The organism is Marinobacter sp. MA (assembly GCF_048298425.1).
GTDB lineage: Bacteria > Pseudomonadota > Gammaproteobacteria > Pseudomonadales > Oleiphilaceae > Marinobacter > Marinobacter salsuginis.
The window spans coordinates 4204133-4224524 of sequence record NZ_CP103058.1; the positions used below are offsets into that span (position 1 = coordinate 4204133).

General features: G+C 54.6%; 24 protein-coding genes and 1 riboswitch. Of the genes, 2 read left to right on the forward strand and 22 right to left on the reverse strand.

The window, feature by feature from the left end:
- Nucleotides 1-33 precede the first annotated feature (33 nt).
- Entirely contained in the window at nt 34-366 is a 333-nt protein-coding gene (locus NUW46_RS19395; RefSeq protein ID WP_418141003.1) for a putative quinol monooxygenase, read from the reverse strand.
- Nucleotides 367-520: 154 nt separating this feature from the next.
- Between NUW46_RS19395 and NUW46_RS19400 the strand changes: the two genes are divergently transcribed.
- A complete protein-coding gene (locus NUW46_RS19400; protein WP_418141004.1) occupies nt 521-766 on the forward strand; it encodes a type II toxin-antitoxin system CcdA family antitoxin in 246 nt (81 codons plus the stop codon).
- The gene (locus tag NUW46_RS19405) at nt 766-1083 is read left to right on the forward strand and encodes a CcdB family protein (protein WP_418141005.1); all 318 of its coding nucleotides are present in this window, start codon (nt 766-768) and stop codon (nt 1081-1083) included. The genes NUW46_RS19400 and NUW46_RS19405 overlap by 1 nt, the downstream gene beginning before the upstream one ends.
- A gap of 46 nt (nt 1084-1129) precedes the next feature.
- On the opposite strand, the gene NUW46_RS19410 is transcribed toward NUW46_RS19405, so the two are convergent.
- From NUW46_RS19410 to urtB, 21 genes are all read right to left on the reverse strand, one after another.
- Entirely contained in the window at nt 1130-1828 is a 699-nt protein-coding gene (locus NUW46_RS19410; RefSeq protein WP_418141006.1) for a hypothetical protein, read from the reverse strand.
- 82 nt (nt 1829-1910) lie between these two features.
- Nucleotides 1911-2471 carry a hypothetical protein gene (locus NUW46_RS19415; protein WP_418141007.1) on the reverse strand — a complete coding sequence of 187 codons (561 nt, stop codon included), beginning with the start codon at nt 2469-2471 and terminating at the stop codon, nt 1911-1913.
- Nucleotides 2472-3124: 653 nt separating this feature from the next.
- Nucleotides 3125-3976 carry a hypothetical protein gene (locus NUW46_RS19420; RefSeq protein ID WP_418141008.1) on the reverse strand — a complete coding sequence of 284 codons (852 nt, stop codon included), beginning with the start codon at nt 3974-3976 and terminating at the stop codon, nt 3125-3127.
- A 98-nt stretch (nt 3977-4074) separates the two neighbouring features.
- Nucleotides 4075-4407 carry a hypothetical protein gene (locus tag NUW46_RS19425; RefSeq protein WP_418141009.1) on the reverse strand — a complete coding sequence of 111 codons (333 nt, stop codon included), beginning with the start codon at nt 4405-4407 and terminating at the stop codon, nt 4075-4077.
- A complete protein-coding gene (locus tag NUW46_RS19430) occupies nt 4407-4799 on the reverse strand; it encodes a hypothetical protein (RefSeq protein ID WP_418141010.1) in 393 nt (130 codons plus the stop codon). Before NUW46_RS19430 ends, NUW46_RS19425 begins: the two co-directional genes overlap by 1 nt.
- Nucleotides 4792-5631 (reverse strand): hypothetical protein, encoded by an 840-nt coding sequence (locus tag NUW46_RS19435; RefSeq protein WP_418141011.1) that lies wholly within the window; start codon nt 5629-5631, stop codon nt 4792-4794. The genes NUW46_RS19430 and NUW46_RS19435 overlap by 8 nt, the downstream gene beginning before the upstream one ends.
- A 77-nt stretch (nt 5632-5708) precedes the next feature.
- On the reverse strand, nt 5709-6320 hold the full coding sequence (locus NUW46_RS19440) for a GIY-YIG nuclease family protein (protein WP_418141012.1): 612 nt from the start codon (nt 6318-6320) through the stop codon (nt 5709-5711).
- A gap of 157 nt (nt 6321-6477) precedes the next feature.
- Complete coding sequence (locus NUW46_RS19445) at nt 6478-6957, reverse strand: hypothetical protein (protein WP_418141013.1); 480 nt, start codon at nt 6955-6957, stop codon at nt 6478-6480.
- A 27-nt stretch (nt 6958-6984) separates the two neighbouring features.
- Nucleotides 6985-7437, reverse strand: a complete 453-nt coding sequence (locus tag NUW46_RS19450) for a hypothetical protein (protein ID WP_418141014.1) — start codon at nt 7435-7437, stop codon at nt 6985-6987.
- Nucleotides 7421-7714, reverse strand: a complete 294-nt coding sequence (locus NUW46_RS19455; protein WP_418141015.1) for a hypothetical protein — start codon at nt 7712-7714, stop codon at nt 7421-7423. Before NUW46_RS19455 ends, NUW46_RS19450 begins: the two co-directional genes overlap by 17 nt.
- A 92-nt stretch (nt 7715-7806) precedes the next feature.
- Nucleotides 7807-8088 carry a hypothetical protein gene (locus NUW46_RS19460; protein WP_418141016.1) on the reverse strand — a complete coding sequence of 94 codons (282 nt, stop codon included), beginning with the start codon at nt 8086-8088 and terminating at the stop codon, nt 7807-7809.
- A gap of 528 nt (nt 8089-8616) precedes the next feature.
- Nucleotides 8617-9675: a ribonucleotide-diphosphate reductase subunit beta gene (locus NUW46_RS19465; protein ID WP_418141017.1), complete on the reverse strand. Its 1059-nt coding sequence runs from the start codon at nt 9673-9675 to the stop codon at nt 8617-8619.
- A 30-nt stretch (nt 9676-9705) separates the two neighbouring features.
- On the reverse strand, nt 9706-12471 hold the full coding sequence (locus tag NUW46_RS19470; RefSeq protein WP_418141018.1) for a ribonucleoside-diphosphate reductase subunit alpha: 2766 nt from the start codon (nt 12469-12471) through the stop codon (nt 9706-9708).
- A 126-nt stretch (nt 12472-12597) separates the two neighbouring features.
- A riboswitch (cobalamin riboswitch) is annotated at nt 12598-12806 on the reverse strand.
- A gap of 126 nt (nt 12807-12932) precedes the next feature.
- Nucleotides 12933-13286, reverse strand: a complete 354-nt coding sequence (locus NUW46_RS19475) for a zinc ribbon domain-containing protein (protein WP_069182375.1) — start codon at nt 13284-13286, stop codon at nt 12933-12935.
- Nucleotides 13287-13291: 5 nt separating this feature from the next.
- A complete protein-coding gene (gene fmdA / locus NUW46_RS19480; RefSeq protein WP_418141019.1) occupies nt 13292-14524 on the reverse strand; it encodes a formamidase in 1233 nt (410 codons plus the stop codon).
- A gap of 101 nt (nt 14525-14625) precedes the next feature.
- Nucleotides 14626-15669, reverse strand: a complete 1044-nt coding sequence (locus NUW46_RS19485) for an AAA family ATPase (RefSeq protein WP_418141020.1) — start codon at nt 15667-15669, stop codon at nt 14626-14628.
- A gap of 15 nt (nt 15670-15684) precedes the next feature.
- Nucleotides 15685-16731: an aliphatic amidase gene (locus NUW46_RS19490; RefSeq protein ID WP_418141021.1), complete on the reverse strand. Its 1047-nt coding sequence runs from the start codon at nt 16729-16731 to the stop codon at nt 15685-15687.
- Nucleotides 16732-16745: 14 nt separating this feature from the next.
- Nucleotides 16746-17435: an urea ABC transporter ATP-binding subunit UrtE gene (urtE, locus tag NUW46_RS19495; protein WP_069182378.1), complete on the reverse strand. Its 690-nt coding sequence runs from the start codon at nt 17433-17435 to the stop codon at nt 16746-16748.
- Nucleotides 17436-17437: 2 nt separating this feature from the next.
- On the reverse strand, nt 17438-18196 hold the full coding sequence (gene urtD, locus NUW46_RS19500) for an urea ABC transporter ATP-binding protein UrtD (RefSeq protein ID WP_069182379.1): 759 nt from the start codon (nt 18194-18196) through the stop codon (nt 17438-17440).
- Entirely contained in the window at nt 18196-19404 is a 1209-nt protein-coding gene (urtC, locus tag NUW46_RS19505) for an urea ABC transporter permease subunit UrtC (RefSeq protein ID WP_418141022.1), read from the reverse strand. The genes urtD and urtC overlap by 1 nt, the downstream gene beginning before the upstream one ends.
- Before the next feature lie 9 nt (nt 19405-19413).
- Nucleotides 19414-20340, reverse strand: coding sequence for an urea ABC transporter permease subunit UrtB (urtB, locus tag NUW46_RS19510; protein WP_069182381.1), 927 nt, complete (start codon nt 20338-20340; stop codon nt 19414-19416).
- Between the last annotated feature and the right edge of the window lie 52 nt (nt 20341-20392).

Here is a 20392-nt window from a genome sequence, read left to right on the forward strand (position 1 = left end):
GGCGCGTCTCGCTGAACGGGGGAAGGCTGTCAGTCAGTCCTGGTTGGAACTACGGGACTGATCGGCATGCAAATAATCGTCACTGACTTCCAGTTCATAAACGGTTTTCGATCGAACCAGGCAGTCGAGCATTTGTTTGCGTGCCCTGTGATATTTTTCATCGATTACGTGACGATCTTTCGCCCACGTTTCCCGATCAGGCCACTGAGCATAACCAACCAGGATATTCGGTTTGTCTGAGGTATGGAGTCTCGAACCAAAACTGCCACAGTGCTGATAGATAGCTTTCGTCACTTCAAGCCAGGCTTCGCGAAATGAAGTCTCTGTGCCTTCCTTGATTTCAAACTCATAAACGGCAACAAACATTCATTTTCTCTCTGAGTGCTAACGCCTTGGCTTTGCGGCGTGACAGAGCGCCAGCGTAGGCATGTCCGACAACAGACACTGGTTAACTGCTTGCATGCGCATAGCGATGCGCATAGGATCAAGCTTTGTATTCTAAATTTTCTGGGAGGCCCTCATGGCCGAACTCTTTGACTCAGCCGCCCCCAAAAAGGCAGCGAACCTCTCAATCAATAGCGATCTTCTGCGTAAGACCCGGGAACTGAACATTAACTTGTCTGCCACCCTGGAACGAGCTCTGAAAGAAGAGCTTTCGAAACGCGAAGCCGCTCAGTGGGTTGAAGAGAATCGCGCTGCGATAAAAAGCTACAACGATTTCGTCGAACAACATGGATGCTTCGGCGACGAATTCAGGGAGTTTTGATGGCACAGTTCGATGTGTACCCTAACCCGAGCAAAATCAGCAAGGCTCACTATCCTTACCTTGTGGATATTCAGAGCAGCCTTCTGAGCGATTTGGCAACTCGCATTGTTATCCCTTTGGGCAAACGTTCTGCCTTCGGTGGCGAAGCCATGCAAGGGCTCACTCCCGAAATCAGCTTTGCCGATCAAGAGCTGTTGCTGTTAACTCCGCAAATTTCCTCCGTGCCTGGAAAACATCTCAAGAGCCCTATTGGTTCTCTCTCACATTTCAGAGACCAGATTGTGGGAGCTTTGGACCTGGCTATCACCGGCATTTAACGCGGAGCGAAGCGGCGGCTGAAAGCCGTCCGCCTTGCGCGAATTGTTAATCCTTGTCGAGCATTCCCCTGAGCTTGCCTTGGTCATGTAGGCGTTTGCTCAATCGCAATACATCATTTATGACCTGATCATAGGCTTCCTTTATATTTTCGAAGATCCCTGCTGATAAAATTATTGCACGCTCGACGTTTTCTTTTATTGGTTTCGTTTCGGCCTTGGCGAAGCTCAGAGACACCTCCATCGTTTCCTTGTTCACCGACGCATAAGCACCTAACGTACCTGAAAAATTCGGGTGGGCATATTCAGAAAGGATGTTGTAAAAACGCCTAAGATTGCCGTCTAAGGCCTTATCTACTGCGTCTATAGCGTTGAGTATGTTAATTCGTTCCGGTAGTTTTGGATCACCGGTGAATCCGAAACGAAGTCTCTCTAACTGGGAAGAGAAGCTGCGAAAATCTTCGGTCTTTGTCACCATCCTGAGTTTCTCGTTCAAGAACCAAAGAATAGCCAGCGTCTCAATGGTTCCCCTTGCAGATAGAGCAGCACCGACAAATAGCTGCTTTTTGTACAAAATTTGTGCTGACTCAAAAAGCTCGATAAACCGATAGACGATCGCTTCGTGGTAGTAATCAGCTTCGAACGTCGGTTTAAATGCCAAATTTTTCGATAGCGGCTCTACAGTTGACCTTAGTTCCTGCTTCCACACATTGATAATCGCGCAAGCCTGATCAAGTGATTCAACCACAACTCCACCCCTTTGGGATTAACGCCCTGGCTTTGCGGCGCACCGGAGCGACAGCGTAGGTGCGTCCTACAACAGCCGCTTGTTAAGCCTTCTTTTCATTCAGCATAAAAGCAACCAAGCCGTGTAAGCTGCCTGCTTGCAATAGTACTTTTGAGAATGCACCCATAAATCGATCTGAAGAGGCATAAAAATCCTCTGCGGCACCGAATACTTCTTTGGCATTCAAGTTTTCGATAGTTTCTATTTGAGCCAATGCATTGGCATCTCGATGAGCAATAACAGAATTCCTTGGCTGATGAAGGATTTTCGCTGCTTTACGCTGTGCCCTCTTCAGCGTCCTCAGTGATTCGAATAACTCATTCTGCACTTCTTCGGGTACTGAAGAGCGTGATAGCAGGGTCTTGAGATTCTTTCCTGCCACTTTTCCCATGTCCCATTCATAAATGGTGAGCAGAATAATCCTCAGTGACAACTTTCTCTTCCATTCATCAGGGTGAGTTAGAGCATCAATTTTGACAGCCTGAATATCGTTCTCAGCCAACAGGTAAAACAGCCCCATATTCATGAGCGCCTGTGTGCATTCGTTCCCCTTGCTGTTTGCTCGCTCGGCCTCACTCTTAAACGTCTCAAGGGTGGCCTGCAAAACCTTATTCTTCTTCCTTTCCCGGAAGGTCAAAGTGATCCTGGAGTATCGCCGTGTTGCGGCTTCAACCGGAGGCCAGTACTTTCGCGTCCACTTTCGTCTGTAATAGCGGTTTATTACCTTAGGAGGAGCGTGAAATATGCTTCTGTACTTTGGCACAAGGTCTCCGAATAAAGCTTAACGCCTTGGGCAAGCTGCCGGAACGGAGCGCAGCGTAGTTCCAGTCAGCTTCAACCACTTGTTAAGCACTAAACCTCTCAACTAGCGACCGGCAATGGGCCAATGAGATTTCTTTTGCCCACTTCTTTACCTCTTGGATCTCTGGCTCGTGACGCTGGAGAGCTTCCTCCGACCAATACTGCCTTGCCTTGCCAATTGGTAGGTGATCTGTCTCTGACGAGATTGCTATAAACTGAATAAAATCAGGATCGTCTTCTGGGACCTCGACCCGAAAGCGAAGTGAGGACAATTCTATCGAGCCCTCCAGATAGTCAATGCAGCCATCCAGCATCCCTTCAGCCACTTCACAAACCCTATTTCTTTGTGTCTCAACGTATTCTTTGTGGTTCATAATCAATGTGCTTAACGCCGAAACGCACCGGTGGCTTTGGCGCAGCGTAGCGGAGACAAAGGCATCCGAGTGACGCGCTTTGTTATATTTTTTTGCTGCGCACGATCTTACATGGTCGAAGCACTATCTCTGTCTTTTCGCCACAAACCTCACACTCTGCTGTCAGGAGCTGGTCTATCCTGAGCCCCTCAGCCAGTTTTGCAGGAATCGCTATCGTTTTGCCGCAACCATCACAAGGGAACAATTTTTGCCGCCGGCCGAACTCAACGCCTGATTCACTTACTGTGAGAGTGTAGCTTTCTTTGCAGGCTTCTGAACTACAACTCGCTACCATCCCATCGTAGACAAGCGCCACTTTTCGCTTGATCGTTGCTCCGCAACCATCGCACTTGTACGAGACTTCAGGGCCTGGACTAGATGTTAGAAGGTTACCCTCCGCAACCTTTTTAAATAGATCGAGCGCTTTCTCCACTTTGGCTCTGATTTTTACAGGATCACCATAGACCGACAGATCACTTTCTTTACTTCTCGGTGTCTGCACATGGAGTGCCGCGCCGGAAAGAGAATTCCAGAGTTTGCCTATCTCTTTAACATCGAAACCTATCTGAGTGCCGACTTCGACATATTCGAAGTTCTCGTAGTCGGTGACTGATTGCGGGGGATTGTTGGGATCTACAGGTGTTGCGGATATTGAGAATTTGAGCGACGTGGCTGCTAGCTCATTGGCTTCTTGAACTACTTGTTGAACAACATCCTTTGGTTGCCATTTTCGAAGATCGGAATAGGACGTGTAGCCATACGCAGTCATTAACCGCTCGTAGCAGATGAGTTCAATGGTGAACCGGGATTCAAGCGCGGCATAAGTGAGACTGCAGACTGCGCCATCTGCGAGTAGTGCCTCAATTTTCTTAATTCGGCTTCCAATATCCTTCATAGAATCCGTTTCATGCTAGGGCACCAGAGCATAACACCAGCGTAACGGGCTGATTTGTGGAGCGGCAGCGGAACAAAGCGGTCCCGTTGACGCACTCGTTATGTTGTCTCTGTAGCAACCTCAGCTTCTGCAGAGCGCCTGTGCTCTTCAGAGCTTTTCACTAAACCTGCGAGTGTTTGAAGCGATACCCACATGACTGCAACAGCTCCCAAAACGATTGACTCCTTGTAGGGCTGGAAATCGCCCAAACTATTCGTCCCTTCGAAGACCAGATAAAATAGCCTAGCACTTGAACAAGCAGCCATAGATGCCAAGAAAAGTTGAACGACGTCAGTAAGTAGCGGCGATTTTTTCACCAGGAAGAACCGGTAGATAACAAAGATAGCGCCGATTCCGAATGCTATATAAAAGAAGTAGTTAGGTGTATTCATCAGAGGGCACCTCCTCTGACGATCTTTTCGATTTTCTTCCTTTTAAGGTCCGAATCTTGGGTTGGCGAACCAGAGAATGCTTCACTATCCAATAGTTGTTTTATGAGCAGGTTATGTTCTTTCCTGCGCTCTTTGAGTGCAAAGAATCCAAGACAAACACCAAAAATAACCGAACCAAACGCAACTACCGCTTTATCGACTTCTGGAAAAATGTAAGCAGCAGTAACAGCAGCCCCTGCGATAGAAGCGATGGCCGTGGACACCAAGGTTTGGGCTCTCAAAGACTTGGTATGCACCTCTGAATACTTCTCCAAAACACTCAAAGTATCCACATCAAGCTCTTGCAATCGCTGAAGCACTTCCTTTTCTATATCCCTAAAGCTTTCAGCCATCATTTCCCTCCTTGTAAAAACCGCTTAACGAGGGCATGTATTGATTGATTTCCTCAGCAGTTACTTCTCTTGTCTCTTGCCCTTCTGTCCTCATAAAAACTTTTGAGATCGCAGGGAAAAACTGCCGACGAAACGAAAAGTAGTCAACTACCCCCTTGTGGTCGAACAACCAGAGCTTTTCTAGCTCGCGCTGAGTTAGATCGGAAGAACGTTCAAGTGGATCATCGTAGTTGTCGGGATACAACTTGAACCTATAAATTACTGAAACGATCCTTGTTGGTATCCATTCATCACCAACTCGGCCGGAGCCGTCTCCAGCAGCGGATTTTCCGAGATCGCCGACAACCATTGATTTTCCAGTGAAAAATTCTGGAGGGAGGGATTTCCCTTCGATAGTCAAAAGCTCATTAAAGCGATGCCTTTGGTAGTCCTTTTCAGACTCATATATTTCTTGGTGCGAATAAACACTGATACTGCGGGAAATAGATTCGGCCCTTTGTAGCAATCGAGCGGCTGTCACCCATGAAATCCTATCGTTCTTTGGATAATTGTTTTCCCTGCTCAAAACCTCAAAAGCCCGCCCCATTAACTCGATAGACCGCTCAAGGTAAGCTGATGACTGCTCCCAATCCTCTCTTTTATTCTGCGTCCAAATAGCAACAAACATCGTTCCTGATATGAATATCAAGATCAAAAGCTGTATATAATCTGCCAAATCGATATTCGGCTCGGAAATCAACAAATATCCAAGATAAATTGCTAAGGCAACTCCGAAAAGTCCTGCGCAGCAACCTAGAAAATACTGAAAAGCGCGCTTATCAAACCCATTCATCTTTCGATCTTCTTTGCATAACGCGAAAACGAATCGGCGCGTCTCACGCGTCCGCCTTACGTGCCTTGTTGGACTGCTTACTCTGATTCACAAAATTCGACTCGTCTAAGTGTGTAAGCGTCGAACTTGTACGGTTCACAAATTGGGCAAAAGGGGAACCGAGCCAAACAGTACCCACTAATTTTAAAGACGTGCCGTTGGGGACACTCAAAAGCCACTTTTGTAATTCCGTTCCCGAAACCTTTTAACGGTTTCAGACCGGAGTCTCTTAGGCTGGCTTCGATCCATTTAGCACCTCTTTTTGGCTTGGGCTTTGCAATTGGCGCTTTCGATATATCTCGACGAACACCAACTGATTTGGCCAACTCCAGCCCCTCATTAACCCAATCCCAATTGAGGAATTTATCGTCTAGTTTTAATAATTCATCACTTAAAGCATATGGTATTTCAGTCAGCGGTGATCTATGGAAGAAGGCGCTTTCAGCGTTATACGTATCCTCTACAGCAAAGAACTCCTTTAAGATCCACTCTTCCCCAGTAGCCTGAACAACCTTGCCAGCGGCTTTGTCAAACTGAGTATTGTGCTCTTTAAGGCGAACTTGGGGACTTCGTGAAGTCATACCCACTTTGATTAAGTATGCGTCGGAGGGGTGTATCAGCACATAAATGAATCCAGCTTTAACAGCCATGCCGAGTATCCTTCTTGTCTAACGCCTTGGGTAAGCTGCCGGGACGGAGCGCAGCGTAGTACCGGTCAGCTTCACCCACTGGTTATATGGTTTCGATGCGTGGGCTACTAAAAGAAGAAAAAGGCCCCTTTTTTCTCCTACTTTACCCTCACTCCCACTAGCTACCTTTATTCGATTCGTCTTGGGAGCCCCATAGCGCCTCATACATTTTGGGGTTCTCCTTTTTAAACAAAAGATAAGCACGAATAATGAAAACCCAGAAGATGGCGACAGCGACAACGCTTGGGTAAAAATCTCCTTCTGGATACGCCAGAGCTAGCACGAAAGTCGGCGCGCTACCCAAAGATAAAACCCAGATCAGAAATATCGTATCCACCCAAATAGCCGTCCAGTCCCGAGAGGTAGCCTTGAGCCGATATCGGAAGCAATAGTAAAAGCCGAGGCTTTTATAGGCTAAGAACCCTGTAAAAATTGCCGATGTTATTGCCACCACCCATGGCATAGTTTTTCCTATTGTTTTTTCTTGGTTTTTCCTAAAATCCGCCACAGTGAACGTCAATGACCATTCATTCTTTGGCACATATAACGCTGATGGTAACCGGCGCCGGAGCGCAGCGGAGGGAACCAAAAGCGCCACGCTTTTGGCGTCCGGTTGACCGCCTGGTTATGGCCTCGCATGCTTGGTCACCGTATGAATTACAAATTTTCCGCAAACCAAGCAAATGACGAGAATTAGTAATATTTGGATAGCGAAGTTCGCGCCGAAATACCACCAGTACTCGTCAGTTACCTCTTTCTTAGCTGCGACCAAGCGGTCACCAAATTCCGGATCGCGCATCAACGCGTTGGCTTCTTCTCGGGAAAGATCTGATATTGACCTGCCATCCAATGCCAATTCAGCAGTCTCTTTGTTTACGTGCTCTGCCAGTGCCTCGCCAAAAGATCCGCCGAGTGCGCTGACAAGGACTGCCAGTATGAGGCTAGCAAAAATGGATAGATAAACCTTCGTTTTCACTCGACTTCCTTGTAGCCATAACGCTTGGCTTTGCGGCGCACCGGAGCGCAGCGTAGGTGCGTCCGCCAACAGCCACTGGTTATGATCATTCTTCAAGCTCATGCAGGTGTCGGAGCCCCTCTTTCCTGAACCAATGCCCTGCACAAAAACCAATTATCAATAAACCAATGATGAGCAACTGAGTGGAGCCAGACAGAGAATCAAGAATTTGAAATACCGAAGAGAGCTCTTTTTGATCGCGAAATACGATTTCTAGAATCGCTGCCAGAGGCACCACCGTAAAAAGAAGAATGATGCTCTTAAATATCGTTACGCCCACATCAATAAGCGACCTACCGAATGCCTCTCTTGCCATTGGATTGTAGTCATCTGGCTTCATGCATTCTCCTAAACTCATAACGCCGCCAGCATGCGCGGCTTTGTAGTGGAGGCGCAGCCGCAACGAAAAAGGCGTCGCCGTGCCTGGCCTTGTTAGGCTTTAGCGCTCAATCTCAAGCGCACGAAATACACTACTACAATCGATCCTGCCGCCACGATGGCTGCCAAAACTGAATATAGGTTTAGACTGTAAAGCACCAACGGAAAGGCAAGCATCAGCAGTGCGGTTGGTTGAACTCCTCGCCTAGTAGCGATCAAGAAAGCTCCTGCCCAAATCACTGCGAGAATCGGTGCGAGTTTAGAGCTTTTCAGTTCTAAGACACCTAACGGCCCTACACCGCTCTGTGGCTTTTGTAACCGCTGCTCAAACCACATGTTGTTCCTAGTAATCGCTTCGTCCAACCGTGCCCACTCTGGGGCTGAAGGGGGAAGGCCTTTGCTAGTTTTTTCGTAAAGATCTTCAATTTCTTGATGATAAGGCGAAGGCCCGACATGCCCAGAATCGGAAGAAACAACCATAGGACTCGAGACTATGGTTACCAAACTAACCAAGCTAGCTAGGATCGATAATCCCAGAACAGCAAAAACAGAATTCCGTCTCATAAATGCCTAACAGCTAATTATACGAACGCGTTCGTATATCTCCCATTCGTAAAACTCCAACTTCCGGCACCATTGGAAACGCTCATTTTTCAATAAAAACATAGCCTTAATAACCAATAACCACGGCTACCGCCGGAGTTATACGCCCACCCTCGAGCGATCCCGCTTCCAAACCGGGACTTATAACTCCGCCCGGCCATTGTGACTTATTCAACCCTAGCAGATAGTTACCTTCATTTCGTACCGGGAATTCCGGAGTTATGCGAACGTGTTCGTATAACTCCGGCCGATCAGGTGGGTTTACCACTCCAACTGAGCCCCGGTCTGGTACTCAATCACCCGCGTTTCAAAGAAGTTCTTTTCTTTGCGCAGGGTGGCCTGCTCGTCTAACCAGGGCGAGACGTTCTTCGCGCCCGGGAACGGCTCTTCCAGGCCGACCGTGCGGGCACGGCGGTTAGCCACGAAGCGGAATTGTTCGCTGTGATACTCAGCCGAATAACCGAGTATCGGGTCCCGCAGGATGTAATCCGCAAAGGCCTTCTCGGCGGCTTCGGATTCGTCCCACATCTCGCGCACGGCCTTCGGGTCGAAGGTGATGTTCTCCTCCTCCACGATCTGGTTGACCACTTTCAGGCCGAAGGAGAAGTGCATGGCCTCGTCCCGCAGGATGTACTGCAGCTGCTCGCCGGTGCCGCGCATCAGGCCACGGCGCTGGAGGGCGAAAATGGGGCTGAAGCCGTTGTAGAACCAGGTGCCTTCGAACACGGCCGCAAAGAACAGGTAGGACATGATGAATTCCTGCAGGTCGTCCTTGTTGCGCAGGTTCATGTCCGGGCGCATGGCCGCATCCAGCCGGCGGTTGGCAATCTGGATCTTGCCGTTGATCGCCGGCACCACGCGGTAGCGGTTGTAGATCTCGCTCTGGTCCAGGTTGAGGGTTTCGATGCAGTGCTGATAGGCCCAGGTGTGCATGGCTTCCTCGTATACCTGCCGGGCCTGGTAGATCTGCAGCTCCGGGGCGCTCATCTTCTCCATCACCGCCAGGCCGATGTTGCGCATGGCGAGGATGTCGGAGGTGGTGAGGTAAGCCAACACGTTCTCATACACATGTTTTTCCGGCGCGGTCAGCCGGTGGTGGTAGTCGTGAACGTCCTGGGCCATGTTCACGTCCAGGGGGGTCCAGTGGTTCTTGTTGGCGTTCATGAAGTACTCCCAGGCCCAGGGGTACTTGAACGGTGCCAGCTGGTTGATGTCGGTTTCGCCGTTGATGACGCGTTTGTCGTCCACGTTCACCGGCGCCGGGGCGCCGGGGTGCGCCACTTTGGATTCGGTTTTTGGTTCGTCGTCCCAATCAAGCATGGTTTTGCCTCGAAATCGTTAAGTGAGCAGTTACTGACAGGCTTCGCAGTCGGGATCATCGATGCTGCAAACCTGCGGCTGCGGTGCGGCAACCGGGGCGGTTTTCTCAGCGCCGGTGGCACCCAGGGAGCGCAGGTAATAGGTGGTTTTCAGCCCACGTTCCCAGGCGAGCTGGTACAGGGCGTCCAGCTTTTTGCCGCTGGGTTCGGCCATATACAAATTCAAACTCTGGGCCTGATCGAGCCATTTCTGACGCCGTGCTGCGGCTTCCACCAGCCATCTTGCGTCGATTTCGAAGGCGGTGGCGTAACGAGCCTTGAGTTCGGCCGGGATGCGGTCGATCTGCTGAACGGAGCCGTCGAAGTATTTGAGGTCGTTCACCATCACGTTGTCCCACAGACCTTCGGCCTTGAGGTCACGAACCAGGGAGGGATTGACCACCGTGAACTCGCCGGAGAGGTTCGATTTCACAAACAGGTTCTGGTACGCCGGTTCGATGGACTGGGACACACCCACGATGTTGGAAATCGTGGCCGTGGGGGCAATGGCCATGACGTTGCTGTTGCGCATGCCGTTTTTCGCGATCAGTTCACGCACCGGCGACCAGTCCAGCCGGGCGTTGGTATTCAAAGACAGATCCCCTTCCCGGCGGTTTTCCTTTAGCAGGTTGATGGAATCGATGGGCAGGATGCCCTGTTGCCAGAGTGAACCTTCGTAGCTTTCATAGGCACCGCGCTCACCCGCCAGCGTGGCGGATGCCCGGATGGCGAAGTAGCTGAGCTGCTCCATGGCAACGTCGGCAAACTCCACCGCTTCCGGGCTGGAGTAAGGCAGTCCCAACTCATAGAGCGCATCCTGGAAACCCATAAGGCCAAGGCCGACCGGGCGATGCCTGAGGTTGGAATTGCGGGCCTGGGGCACGGCGTAGTAGTTGATGTCGATAACGTTGTCGAGCATGCGCACGGCGGTGTTCACCGTCTGTTCCAGGCGCTGCACATCCAGCTCGCCGTTGGCGATATGAGCTGCCAGGTTCACGGAACCAAGGTTGCATACGGCGATCTCTTCGGCACTGGTGTTCAGGGTGATTTCCGTGCACAGGTTGGAGCTGTGCACCACGCCCCGGTGCTGCTGGGGAGAGCGCAGGTTGCACGGGTCCTTGAAGGTGATCCAGGGGTGGCCGGTTTCGAACAGCACGGTGAGCATCTTGCGCCACAGCTGCTTGGCCGGGATTTTCTTGAACAGCTTGATTTTGCCCTGCTCTGCCAGCACTTCGTAATGCTCGTAGCGTTCCCGGAAGGCGTTGCCATACAGGTCGTGCAGATCCGGCGCATCGCTGGGGGAGAACAGGGTCCAGTCACGGTCTTCGCGCATGCGCTCGATCAGCAGATCGGGCACCCAGTTGGCGGTGTTCATATCGTGGGTGCGGCGGCGTTCGTCGCCGGTGTTCTTACGCAGTTCCAGGAATTCCTCGATGTCCAGGTGCCAGCTTTCCAGGTAGGCGCACACCGCGCCTTTACGCTTGCCGCCCTGGTTCACCGCCACCGCGGTGTCATTCACCACTTTCAGGAAAGGCACCACACCCTGGCTCTGGCCGTTGGTGCCCTTGATGTGGGAGCCCAGCGCCCGAACCGGTGTCCAGTCGTTGCCCAGGCCGCCAGCCCATTTCGACAGCATGGCGTTGTCGCGGATGGCGCCGTAGATGTCTTCAAGATCGTCGCCCACCGTCGTCAGGTAGCAGGACGACAGCTGAGAATGGCGGGTACCGCTGTTGAACAGCGTGGGTGTGGACGCCATGTAGTCGAACGACGACAACAGGTTGTAGAACTCGATAGCGCGGGCATTCGGGTCGTCTTCGCGCAGGGCCAGGCCCATGGCAACACGCATGAAAAATACCTGAGGCAATTCCAGGCGGGCCTTGTTCCAGTGCAGGAAGTAGCGATCGTAAAGGGTTTGCAGGCCCAGGAAGCCGAATTGCAGGTCACGCTCCGGTTTCAGGGCGGCTCCCAAGCGCTCCAGGTCGAAAGCGGCCAGGGCTTCGTCCAGCAGTTCATAACGAATACCTGCCTCGATAAAGGCACTCAGGGCCTGTGGATATATCTCCGCCAAGGGCAAACTGATGGGCAGGCCAAGGGCAGCGGCATTCTCCAGACGAAGTTGCTCAAGGAGCAGGCGCGCGGTGACGGCGCTGTAGTCCGGCTCCCGCTCAATCCGGCTCCGGGCCGTCATGATCAGGGCCGACAGCACGTCTTCCTCGGCGATGCCGTCGTACAGGTTGGTCAGGGCATCGTCCACCAGGGAATCACCGTCAATACCCTCCAGCCCTGTGGCGGCCTGCTCCACCTGCAGTTTCATCAGGCCCAGATCCAGGGGAGCGATTTCACCGCTGGTCTTTTTCACCGTCAGATGGGGGTGCGCCTCAACCGGGGCATGGCGGGCACGCTCCCGGGCATGCTCTTCCCGGTAAAGCACGTAGGCGCGGGCCACCTTCTGCTCCTCCGCCCGCATCAGGGCCAGTTCCACCTGATCCTGGATGTCTTCGATATGCACCTTGCCACCGGCTTTCAGGCGGCGACCGATGGCCTGGATCACCTGGTCAGTCACCCGATGTACGGCATCGTTGATCCGGGCGGAGCCGGCGGCTTTGTCACCCTCGACGGCGAGGAAGGCTTTGGTCACGGCAATGCTGATCTTCGACGGGTCGAAGCCGACAAGGGTGCCGTTGCGTTTGATGACCTGAAGGGATTCGGTGTCGGTGTGCGAGGTTGGCCGGGGTTCGGCCAGGGCTGAGGCAAACATGTGTGTTCTCCTGAATACGCGTTGAATTCCTTTCACCATCGCGTACGCAGGGGCACGCCTCACCATAGGAATGGCTGGGCATAACCGGTCTGCTCACCCTGGGTCGCGAAGGTGCAGTCAGGAGCTGTGAAGCTCCGTATCCCTGGCAGGTCTTCGGACTCAGGGGCGTGAATCGTTCGATTCGGCCTCGCTCGGCGACTTCCCGGTATCAACCAGTGTCGTAATGCCGTGCTTGTTCCCCAATACCGCTGCGCGTCAGTTCCGGAGTCTCACCGGATTCCCGATACCAGAATGTGTGGCGTGATCACGCGCCGACCGAGTTGGTTACGCACTGATCACTACATCTGGTATTTGACCAAGGATGAAAACACTATATACACGATATCCAGAAGGAACAACCAGCAGAATAAAAAAAGGCCCCGGAGAGGGGGCCAAACACGTGACAGTATCAACTCAGCCAATCAGTGGCTGATCATCCAGGGCCGCATGGAGGGAAACATCTTCTTCCCATCAGCGGTGTAGAACAGCATGGATTTACCCGGTTTCGGGGAGCCGCAGCCGCAGGCCCGGCTGTGCTCCTTATCGTGGGCCCGTCGGTCCGCGGTGGAGAAAACCGGTTCGTGTCGGGACCGTTCATTACGGTCCTCCGCCGCTCTCTTGGCCGGGTCCATGGCCGCAATATGCGATGGCAACACGATCACCCTGGGCGAAAGCGCCTTGCAGGTCGGACATTCCGCCGGCTTGGCCGCATCCTCCATGGTAGCCAGGGTATTGAACAGGCCGTGCTCCCGGCACTTGTAGTCATACACAGGCATGGTGATTACTCCTTATCTTTCGACAACGGTACGTCCATGCCCCCGCTGACTTTCTTCTGGGGGCCTTCAGAAGACGGGTTGATGTCAAAGTCAAAGATGCCCGTGGGCAGCCAGAGTGTGGCGCAGGCATTGGGGATATCCACCACGCCGCTGATGTGGCCTTCCACCGGTGCACAACCGAGAATCGCGTAGGCCTGGGCCTTGGTGTAGCCGAACTTGGTCATGTACTCGATGGCGTTCAGGCAGGCCTGGCGATAGGCCACGTGCACGTCCAGGTAATGCTGGCCGCCGTCCTCGTCTACAGAGATACCCTCGAAGATCACGTAGTCGTCATAACGGGGCTTGATCGGGCTGGGCTTGAACACCGGATTCTTGATGCCGTACTTCTTCACGCCGTCCTTGATCAGGTTAACCCGCAGGTGAATCCAGCCGGCCATCTCGATGGCGCCGCAGAAGGTGATTTCACCATCGCCCTGGCTGAAGTGAAGGTCGCCCACGGACAGGCCGGCACCATCCACGTAAACCGGGAAGTAAACCTTGGAACCGCGGGAAAGGTCTTTAATGTCACAGTTACCACCGTGCTCACGGGGCGGCACGGTACGTGCGGCTTCAGCGCCGGCGGCTTTGGCCGCTTCACCGGTCATCTGGCCCATGTGGGCGGTCTCGCCGTTGGGCAGTGTCGCCAGTTCCGGCACCCGCTCAGGATCGGTGGCCACCAGGCCGGCTTCCCGCTTGTTCCAGGTTTCCAGCAGCTCTTTGGAGGGCAGGCAACCGATCAGGCCCGGGTGAATCAGGCCGGCAAATTCCACGTTGGGAATGTGGCGGGATTTGGTGAACATGCCGTTGAAGTCCCAGATGGATTTCTGGGCTTCCGGGAAGTGTTCGGTCAGGAAGCCACCACCGTTCTGCTTGGAGAAGAACCCGTTGAAGCCCCACTGGCTTTCTTCGAAGGTGCCGATGTCGAGGATGTCCACTTCCAGCAGGTCGCCCGGCTCGGCACCTTCCACGCCGATCGGGCCAGACAGGAAGTGCACCTGGCTGAGATCGACATCGCGCACGTCGTCGGCGCTGTCATCGTTCTTGATCTGGCCGCCGGTCCAGTCGTAGCACTCGACGATAAAATCGTCCCCCGGCTTGACGGTGGCTACCAGCGGAATGTCCGGGTGCCAGCGGTTGTGGATTTTGTCGTTCTCATAAGCCGACTTGTTCAGATCGATCTTGATAATGGTTTCAGCCATAACGGGCGCTCCTTGGTGTTGGCTTGCACGATTAGGTAACGCCTTTACTATCCGGAATCCCGTGCCGGTGAGGTATTCGCGAAATGCCCCCGGTGCCTACGTCATTCGACGTATTGGTCAACGGTGACGACGTTGCCTTCCAGGCCAGCCTGGAACTTCCGGCACTCCGGATAGGCCAGCAGTGCCTGCGCAACCGCCGGTTCAAGGCGCTGGCGAAAGGCTCGCAACAGTTCCCTTGCCCCGTAGCGGGCGTCGTAACTCCGGCAGAGTTCAGTACGCAATGCTGGCGACAGAATGAGCTCTGCGTGTTTCTTCGAAAGCCGGCCATTGAGGCCCTCCAGCTCGATGTCCAGCAGGGCTTCCAGCCAGTTGTCGGTGAGGCGGTTAAAGGTGAGGATCTGATCGATCCGGTTGAGGAATTCCGGATCGAAATGGCGTCGCAAGGCCGCATCGCGAATGACCTCGCTCTTGCCGGGCGATAGGCCAAGCCAGCGTCGCCATCCTCGCTGGTATCGCTGTTGGTGGGCCTCTGCGTCCAGGGCGCCGGCGTTGCTGGTCATGAAAATCAGGGTATTTCGAAAGTCGATCTCACGATTGCCCGAAGGGAAAACCAGTCGCCCGGTATCGAGCACATTGAGCAGGGTACGAACCACCTCCTTGCTGGCCTTCTCGATTTCATCGAACAGCACAATGCCGGGTTTGCTGAAGGAACCCTGAACTTTGTCCAGATCAAACAGGCTATGGCCTTCCTTGCTGCCCACGTATCCCGGCGGTGCGCCGGTAAGTGCCGCCGCGTAATGCTCCTGGGCCAGGGTATTCATGTCGATACGGCACAGGCCATCCCGGTTGCCATGAATGGCTTCGGCGATCAGGCGCACGGTTTCGGTCTTGCCCACACCCGTGGGCCCCAGGAACAGGTGCACCGCCAGCGGCCGGTTGTCCTCGCCAATGTCGGCTTTTACCCGCACCAGCATGGATTCCATGGCATCAAGGGCCTCGTCCTGGCCGACGATGTTTTGCCGCAGGCGGGCCATGACAAGATCAGGCTCGAAGCGGAACCGGGAAGCACGAACCGGGCCTGAAGCGGCCCGGTTCTTTTCGATGGACTCCCGGTTGGCTTCCAGCCGTTCGTTAATAAACGGCATCAGCACCTCCCGGGCTTATGCCCCTGCAGATTTTTCCTTGCCGTCGAATGGCAACTCGCCCATCGGGCACTCAGCGGTGCCCACCGTCTTGCGGGTCATCGCCTCCACGTTTTCCTGCGCTTTCTGGGCATCCAGCACCCAGGTGCGATAAAACTCGAACGGGCAGTCTGCCACGCCCTTGTCACCATCACCGGAGGCATGCACGCCGGTGTAGCCCCGGTGCAGCAGTTTGAACAGATGGTTCTGGGACTGGTCATTGGCGCGGGCATCGCGGATCTGGCTGACCGACAGCTGGGCATACTGGATGCCCATATCCTCCTCGCCACATTCGCCAAGAGTTCGGCCATCAAAGCCGATAATGGCCGAATGACCAAAGTAGGAATACACGCCGTCAAAACCGGAGGCGTTGGCGACGGCCACATAACAGTTGTTGGCCCAGGCCATGCTCTTGGCCATCATCACCTGCTGTTCCTTGGCCGGGTACATGTAGCCCTGGCAGCGCACGATCAGCTCCGCGCCCTTCATGGCGCAGTCCCGCCAGATTTCCGGGTAGTTGCCGTCATCGCAGATGATCAGGCTAATCTTCATGCCCTTGGGGCCTTCGGTCACATAGGTGGTGTCACCCGGATACCAACCCTCAATCGGACACCAGGGAATGCACTTGCGGTATTTCTGGACGACTTCACCTTCGTTGTTGATCAGGACCAGGGTGTTGTAGGGGGCCTTGTTGGGGTGATCCTCGTGGCGTTCCCCGGTCAGGGAAAACACCCCCCAGGTATTGGCCTCGCGACAGGCAGCGGAGAAGATGGCGGTCTCGTCACCGGGCACGGTGGCCGCGGTCTCCATCATCTCCTCGTTGTCGTACATGATCCCCATGGTGCTGTATTCCGGGAACACCACCAGGTCCATGCCCGGCAGGCCCACCTTCATACCCTTGATCATGTCCGCAATCTTGCGGGCGTTGTCCAACACCTCGGCCTTGGTATGCAGCCGCGGCATCTTGTAGTTCACCACCGCCACGCCAACGGTATCGTTACTGCTGGAAATATCACCGTGTCTCATTGCTCTGCTCCTCGTTAAACGGCCAGATAGCTCGCAATCTTGTCCTGATCGGCCTCTTCCCGGCTCTCTTCGTGCACGATCGCGCCTTTTTCGATCACCAGGATCCGATCGGCCGCATCCATCACAAAGCTCAGCACCTGCTCGGAAACCACAATCGAAAGGCCCCGTTCGTCGCGGATGCGTCGAAGGGTCTGGGCGATGTCCTTGATGATGTTGGGCTGGATACCCTCGGTAGGCTCGTCGAGCAACAACACCTTGGGCCGGGTGGCCAGGGCGCGGGCGATAGCCAGCTGTTGTTGCTGGCCGCCGGACAGGTTGCCGCCCCGGCGGTTCTGCATTTCCTTCAGCACCGGGAAGAGTTCGTACAGGTCTTCCGGTACCTTCTTCTCGCCCACCGCGGCCAGGCCGGTCTCGATGTTTTCCCGCACCGTCAGGGTCGGAAAGATCATCCGTCCCTGGGGTACAAAACCGATCCCGGCGCGCACACGCTGGAAGCTTTTCATACCCGACAGATCGGTACCGTCCAGATTGACTTCGCCGCTCTTGGTCGGCGTCATGCCCACGAGGGACTTCATCAGCGTGGTCTTGCCCATGCCGTTGCGGCCCACCACGGCAACGATCTCGTTCTTTGCCACATCGAGGTTCAAGTCATTGATGATGGTGCTTTGGCCATAGGCCACCGAATGATGTTTCAAGCTCAGCATGATCAGTGCCCCAGATAGACTTCGATGACTTTCGGATCCGATTTCACGTGCTCAATCGACCCCTCGGATAGAACCTTGCCCTGATGCATGACCGTGACCCGGTCGGCTATGTCGCCGACAAACTGCATATCATGCTCGATGACCAGCACCGTGTGGTCCTTGGTGATTACCTTCAGCAGCTCGGCGGTTTTCTTGCGCTCGGTGACCGACATGCCCGCCACCGGCTCATCCAGCATCAACAGATCCGGTTTCTGGATCAGCAGCATCCCGATCTCCAGCCACTGCTTCTGACCGTGGCTGAGCGACGCCGCCGGTTCGTTCAGGGCATCAGACAGGAAGATGGTCTCTGCCACCTCTTCCACAGCCTCGATAACCGCCCGGTCGCGCTTGAACGCCAGGGCGCCCATAACGCTGTGCCCCTGGGGGTAGGAGACCTCCAGGTTCTCGAACACCGTCAGGTCCTCGAACACGGACGGGGTCTGGAATTTCCGACCCACGCCCGAGTGAACAATCTGGTGCTCCTTGAGCTTGGTGAGCTCCTTGCCATCAAACTTGATCGAGCCGGAGGTGGCTTTGGTCTTGCCGCAAATCAGATCGAGCACCGTGGTCTTTCCGGCCCCGTTGGGGCCGATGATGACCCGTATCTCCTTCGGATCCAGGTAGAAGGAAAGATCATCCACCGCCTTGAAGCCGTCGAAGGAAACCGTCAGGCCCTCGACTGCCAGCAGGAAATCTTTGGCTTTGCTTTTGGCTGCACTCATCACGATTTCTCCGGGCTGTAGGAATCGATCATCGGATCGTAATCATCAGTTTTCTCGGTTTTCGGCTTTCGCTCCGCGGCTGGTTTCGCAGGCGTGGCCTCGACCCTGGCGCCTTTGCTGCGCTTGAAGAGCTTGTCCTCAAGGGGCATGACATAGGTCTGGTAAAGACCGGCCAGGCCATTCGGGAATGCCAGCACCACGCCAATGAACAGCGCGCCCATGGCGAAGGGCCAGAGCTCCGGGAAGGATTCCGAAAAGCCACTCTTGGCAGCATTGACCAGAAGGGCACCGTAGACCGCGCCGAGAATCGACAGGCGGCCGCCCAGGGCACAGAAGATCACCATCTCGATGGAGGCGACGATGCCGATGAACGACGGCGACATGAAGCCAACGATCAGCGTGAACATGGCGCCGCCGATACCGGCAAACGCCGCTGCCAGGCAGAACACGAAGATCTTGAAGGCGGCCACGTCGTAGCCAGAGAACCGAACCCGCATTTCCTGGGCGTTCATGGCCACGAGAATGCGACCGAGTTTCCGGTTCTGGACCAGACGCGCGATGAACAGGCACAGGAACAGCATGCCCACGCAGATGAAGTACAGGGTCGTCTTCGCTGCGTCGGTGCGGATATCCCAGCCCATCAGGGTCTGCAGATCGGTGATGCCGTTGACGCCGCCTGTGTAACCCTGTTGCCCGATGATCAGAATGGTCAGGATTGCCGCGATGGCCTGGGTGATGATGGCGAAGTACACGCCACCGACACGCCGGGTGAACATGGCGAAACCGATCACGAAGGCCAGCAGCACCGGCACACCGATCACCGCAATCAGGGTGAACGAGAAGCTGTGGAACGGTTCCCAGAACCAAGGCAGCTCGGTGAGCTGGTTCCAGTCCATGAAGTCGGGAATGCCCGGGGTGGACTGGATGGCCGTGGCCTCCGGCGTGGAGGCCTCCAGCTTCAGGAACATCGCCATGCAGTAGCCGCCCAGGCCAAAGAACACGCCCTGGCCCAGGCTAAGAATGCCGGCCTTACCCCAGCACATCACCAGACCAATTGCGACAAAGGCGTAGGTCAGATACTTGCCCACCATGTTCAGCCGGAACGGATCCAGCATCAGGGGTAGGAGAACCACCAGCAGGAATGCCAGTGCCAGGTAATACAGTCCCTCGCGGGAGCCAAACCATTTCAGGGGGGATGAATTCTTCATGACAGTCTCCTAGCGACGGACCTTGAGGGCCATGAGTCCTTCCGGACGCAACATCAGGATGCCGACGACGACCAGCAGGGTGAGTACCTTGGCCATGGATCCGCTGAGGAAGAACTCCATGGTGGACTGGGCCTGGGAAATTCCGAAGGCAGAGACAATGGTGCCGATCAGGCTTTGCGCACCGCCGAACACCACCACCAGGAAGGTATCCACAATGTAGGCCTGGCCCGAGGACGGCCCCGTTGAACCGATCATGGTGAACGCGGCACCCGCTATGCCTGCGATGCCGCAGCCAAGGGCAAAGGTGGCCCGGTCGATGCCGGCGCTGTTGATACCGACTGCCTCGGCCATGGGCCGGTTCTGAACCACCGCCCGCACCTTCTTGCCGTAGCCGGACCGGTACATCAGCAGATAGACGCCCACTGCAATGGAGAGCGCAATGATCATGACGAACAGGCCGTTAATCGGCAGCTCTACAAGGTCGGTCACCTGGAAGGCACCCATCATCCAGTCCGGCAGTTCCACACCCACTTCACGGGCGCCGAAAATGGATCGATAGGCCTGCTGCATGATCAGGCTGAGGCCCCAGGTAGCGAGCAGGGTGTCGAGAGGCCGATGATAGAGATGCCGTATCATCAACCATTCAACCAGCGCCCCAAGCGCGGCGCAGACAAGAAACGCCAGGAGCATGGCGATGAGGAAGTAACCGCCGAACAGTCCCGGTAGATAACTCTGGAAAAAGCCCGATGTGAGATAGGTGGTGTAGGCGCCGAGGATCATGAACTCCCCGTGAGCCATGTTGATCACCCCCATCTGACCAAAGATGATGGCCAGGCCCATTGCCATCAGTACGAACACTGAAAACAGGGAGAGCCCGGCAAACCCCTGCATGGCAAATATCGACATCAATTCACTGCTGGTGTAGCCATCGAACATGACCCTTCTCCCCTTCGAACCAACATGCTTTGCGTTATGGAGGCGATAAAGG

What these genes read in the sequence shown, in the direction of transcription:
- NUW46_RS19395 (WP_418141003.1), bottom strand. Translation starts at nt 366, where the DNA reads ATGTTTGTTGCCGTTTATGAGTTTGAAATCAAGGAAGGCACAGAGACT.
- NUW46_RS19400 (WP_418141004.1), top strand. Translation starts at nt 521, where the DNA reads ATGGCCGAACTCTTTGACTCAGCCGCCCCCAAAAAGGCAGCGAACCTC.
- NUW46_RS19405 (WP_418141005.1), top strand. Translation starts at nt 766, where the DNA reads ATGGCACAGTTCGATGTGTACCCTAACCCGAGCAAAATCAGCAAGGCT.
- NUW46_RS19420 (WP_418141008.1), bottom strand. Translation starts at nt 3,976, where the DNA reads ATGAAGGATATTGGAAGCCGAATTAAGAAAATTGAGGCACTACTCGCA.
- NUW46_RS19425 (WP_418141009.1), bottom strand. Translation starts at nt 4,407, where the DNA reads ATGAATACACCTAACTACTTCTTTTATATAGCATTCGGAATCGGCGCT.
- NUW46_RS19430 (WP_418141010.1), bottom strand. Translation starts at nt 4,799, where the DNA reads ATGGCTGAAAGCTTTAGGGATATAGAAAAGGAAGTGCTTCAGCGATTG.
- NUW46_RS19435 (WP_418141011.1), bottom strand. Translation starts at nt 5,631, where the DNA reads ATGAATGGGTTTGATAAGCGCGCTTTTCAGTATTTTCTAGGTTGCTGC.
- NUW46_RS19440 (WP_418141012.1), bottom strand. Translation starts at nt 6,320, where the DNA reads ATGGCTGTTAAAGCTGGATTCATTTATGTGCTGATACACCCCTCCGAC.
- NUW46_RS19450 (WP_418141014.1), bottom strand. Translation starts at nt 7,437, where the DNA reads ATGAGCTTGAAGAATGATCATAACCAGTGGCTGTTGGCGGACGCACCT.
- NUW46_RS19455 (WP_418141015.1), bottom strand. Translation starts at nt 7,714, where the DNA reads ATGAAGCCAGATGACTACAATCCAATGGCAAGAGAGGCATTCGGTAGG.
- NUW46_RS19460 (WP_418141016.1), bottom strand. Translation starts at nt 8,088, where the DNA reads ATGTGGTTTGAGCAGCGGTTACAAAAGCCACAGAGCGGTGTAGGGCCG.
- NUW46_RS19465 (WP_418141017.1), bottom strand. Translation starts at nt 9,675, where the DNA reads ATGCTTGATTGGGACGACGAACCAAAAACCGAATCCAAAGTGGCGCAC.
- NUW46_RS19470 (WP_418141018.1), bottom strand. Translation starts at nt 12,471, where the DNA reads ATGTTTGCCTCAGCCCTGGCCGAACCCCGGCCAACCTCGCACACCGAC.
- NUW46_RS19475 (WP_069182375.1), bottom strand. Translation starts at nt 13,286, where the DNA reads ATGCCTGTGTATGACTACAAGTGCCGGGAGCACGGCCTGTTCAATACC.
- fmdA (WP_418141019.1), bottom strand. Translation starts at nt 14,524, where the DNA reads ATGGCTGAAACCATTATCAAGATCGATCTGAACAAGTCGGCTTATGAG.
- NUW46_RS19485 (WP_418141020.1), bottom strand. Translation starts at nt 15,669, where the DNA reads ATGCCGTTTATTAACGAACGGCTGGAAGCCAACCGGGAGTCCATCGAA.
- NUW46_RS19490 (WP_418141021.1), bottom strand. Translation starts at nt 16,731, where the DNA reads ATGAGACACGGTGATATTTCCAGCAGTAACGATACCGTTGGCGTGGCG.
- urtE (WP_069182378.1), bottom strand. Translation starts at nt 17,435, where the DNA reads ATGCTGAGCTTGAAACATCATTCGGTGGCCTATGGCCAAAGCACCATC.
- urtD (WP_069182379.1), bottom strand. Translation starts at nt 18,196, where the DNA reads ATGAGTGCAGCCAAAAGCAAAGCCAAAGATTTCCTGCTGGCAGTCGAG.
- urtC (WP_418141022.1), bottom strand. Translation starts at nt 19,404, where the DNA reads ATGAAGAATTCATCCCCCCTGAAATGGTTTGGCTCCCGCGAGGGACTG.
- urtB (WP_069182381.1), bottom strand. Translation starts at nt 20,340, where the DNA reads ATGTTCGATGGCTACACCAGCAGTGAATTGATGTCGATATTTGCCATG.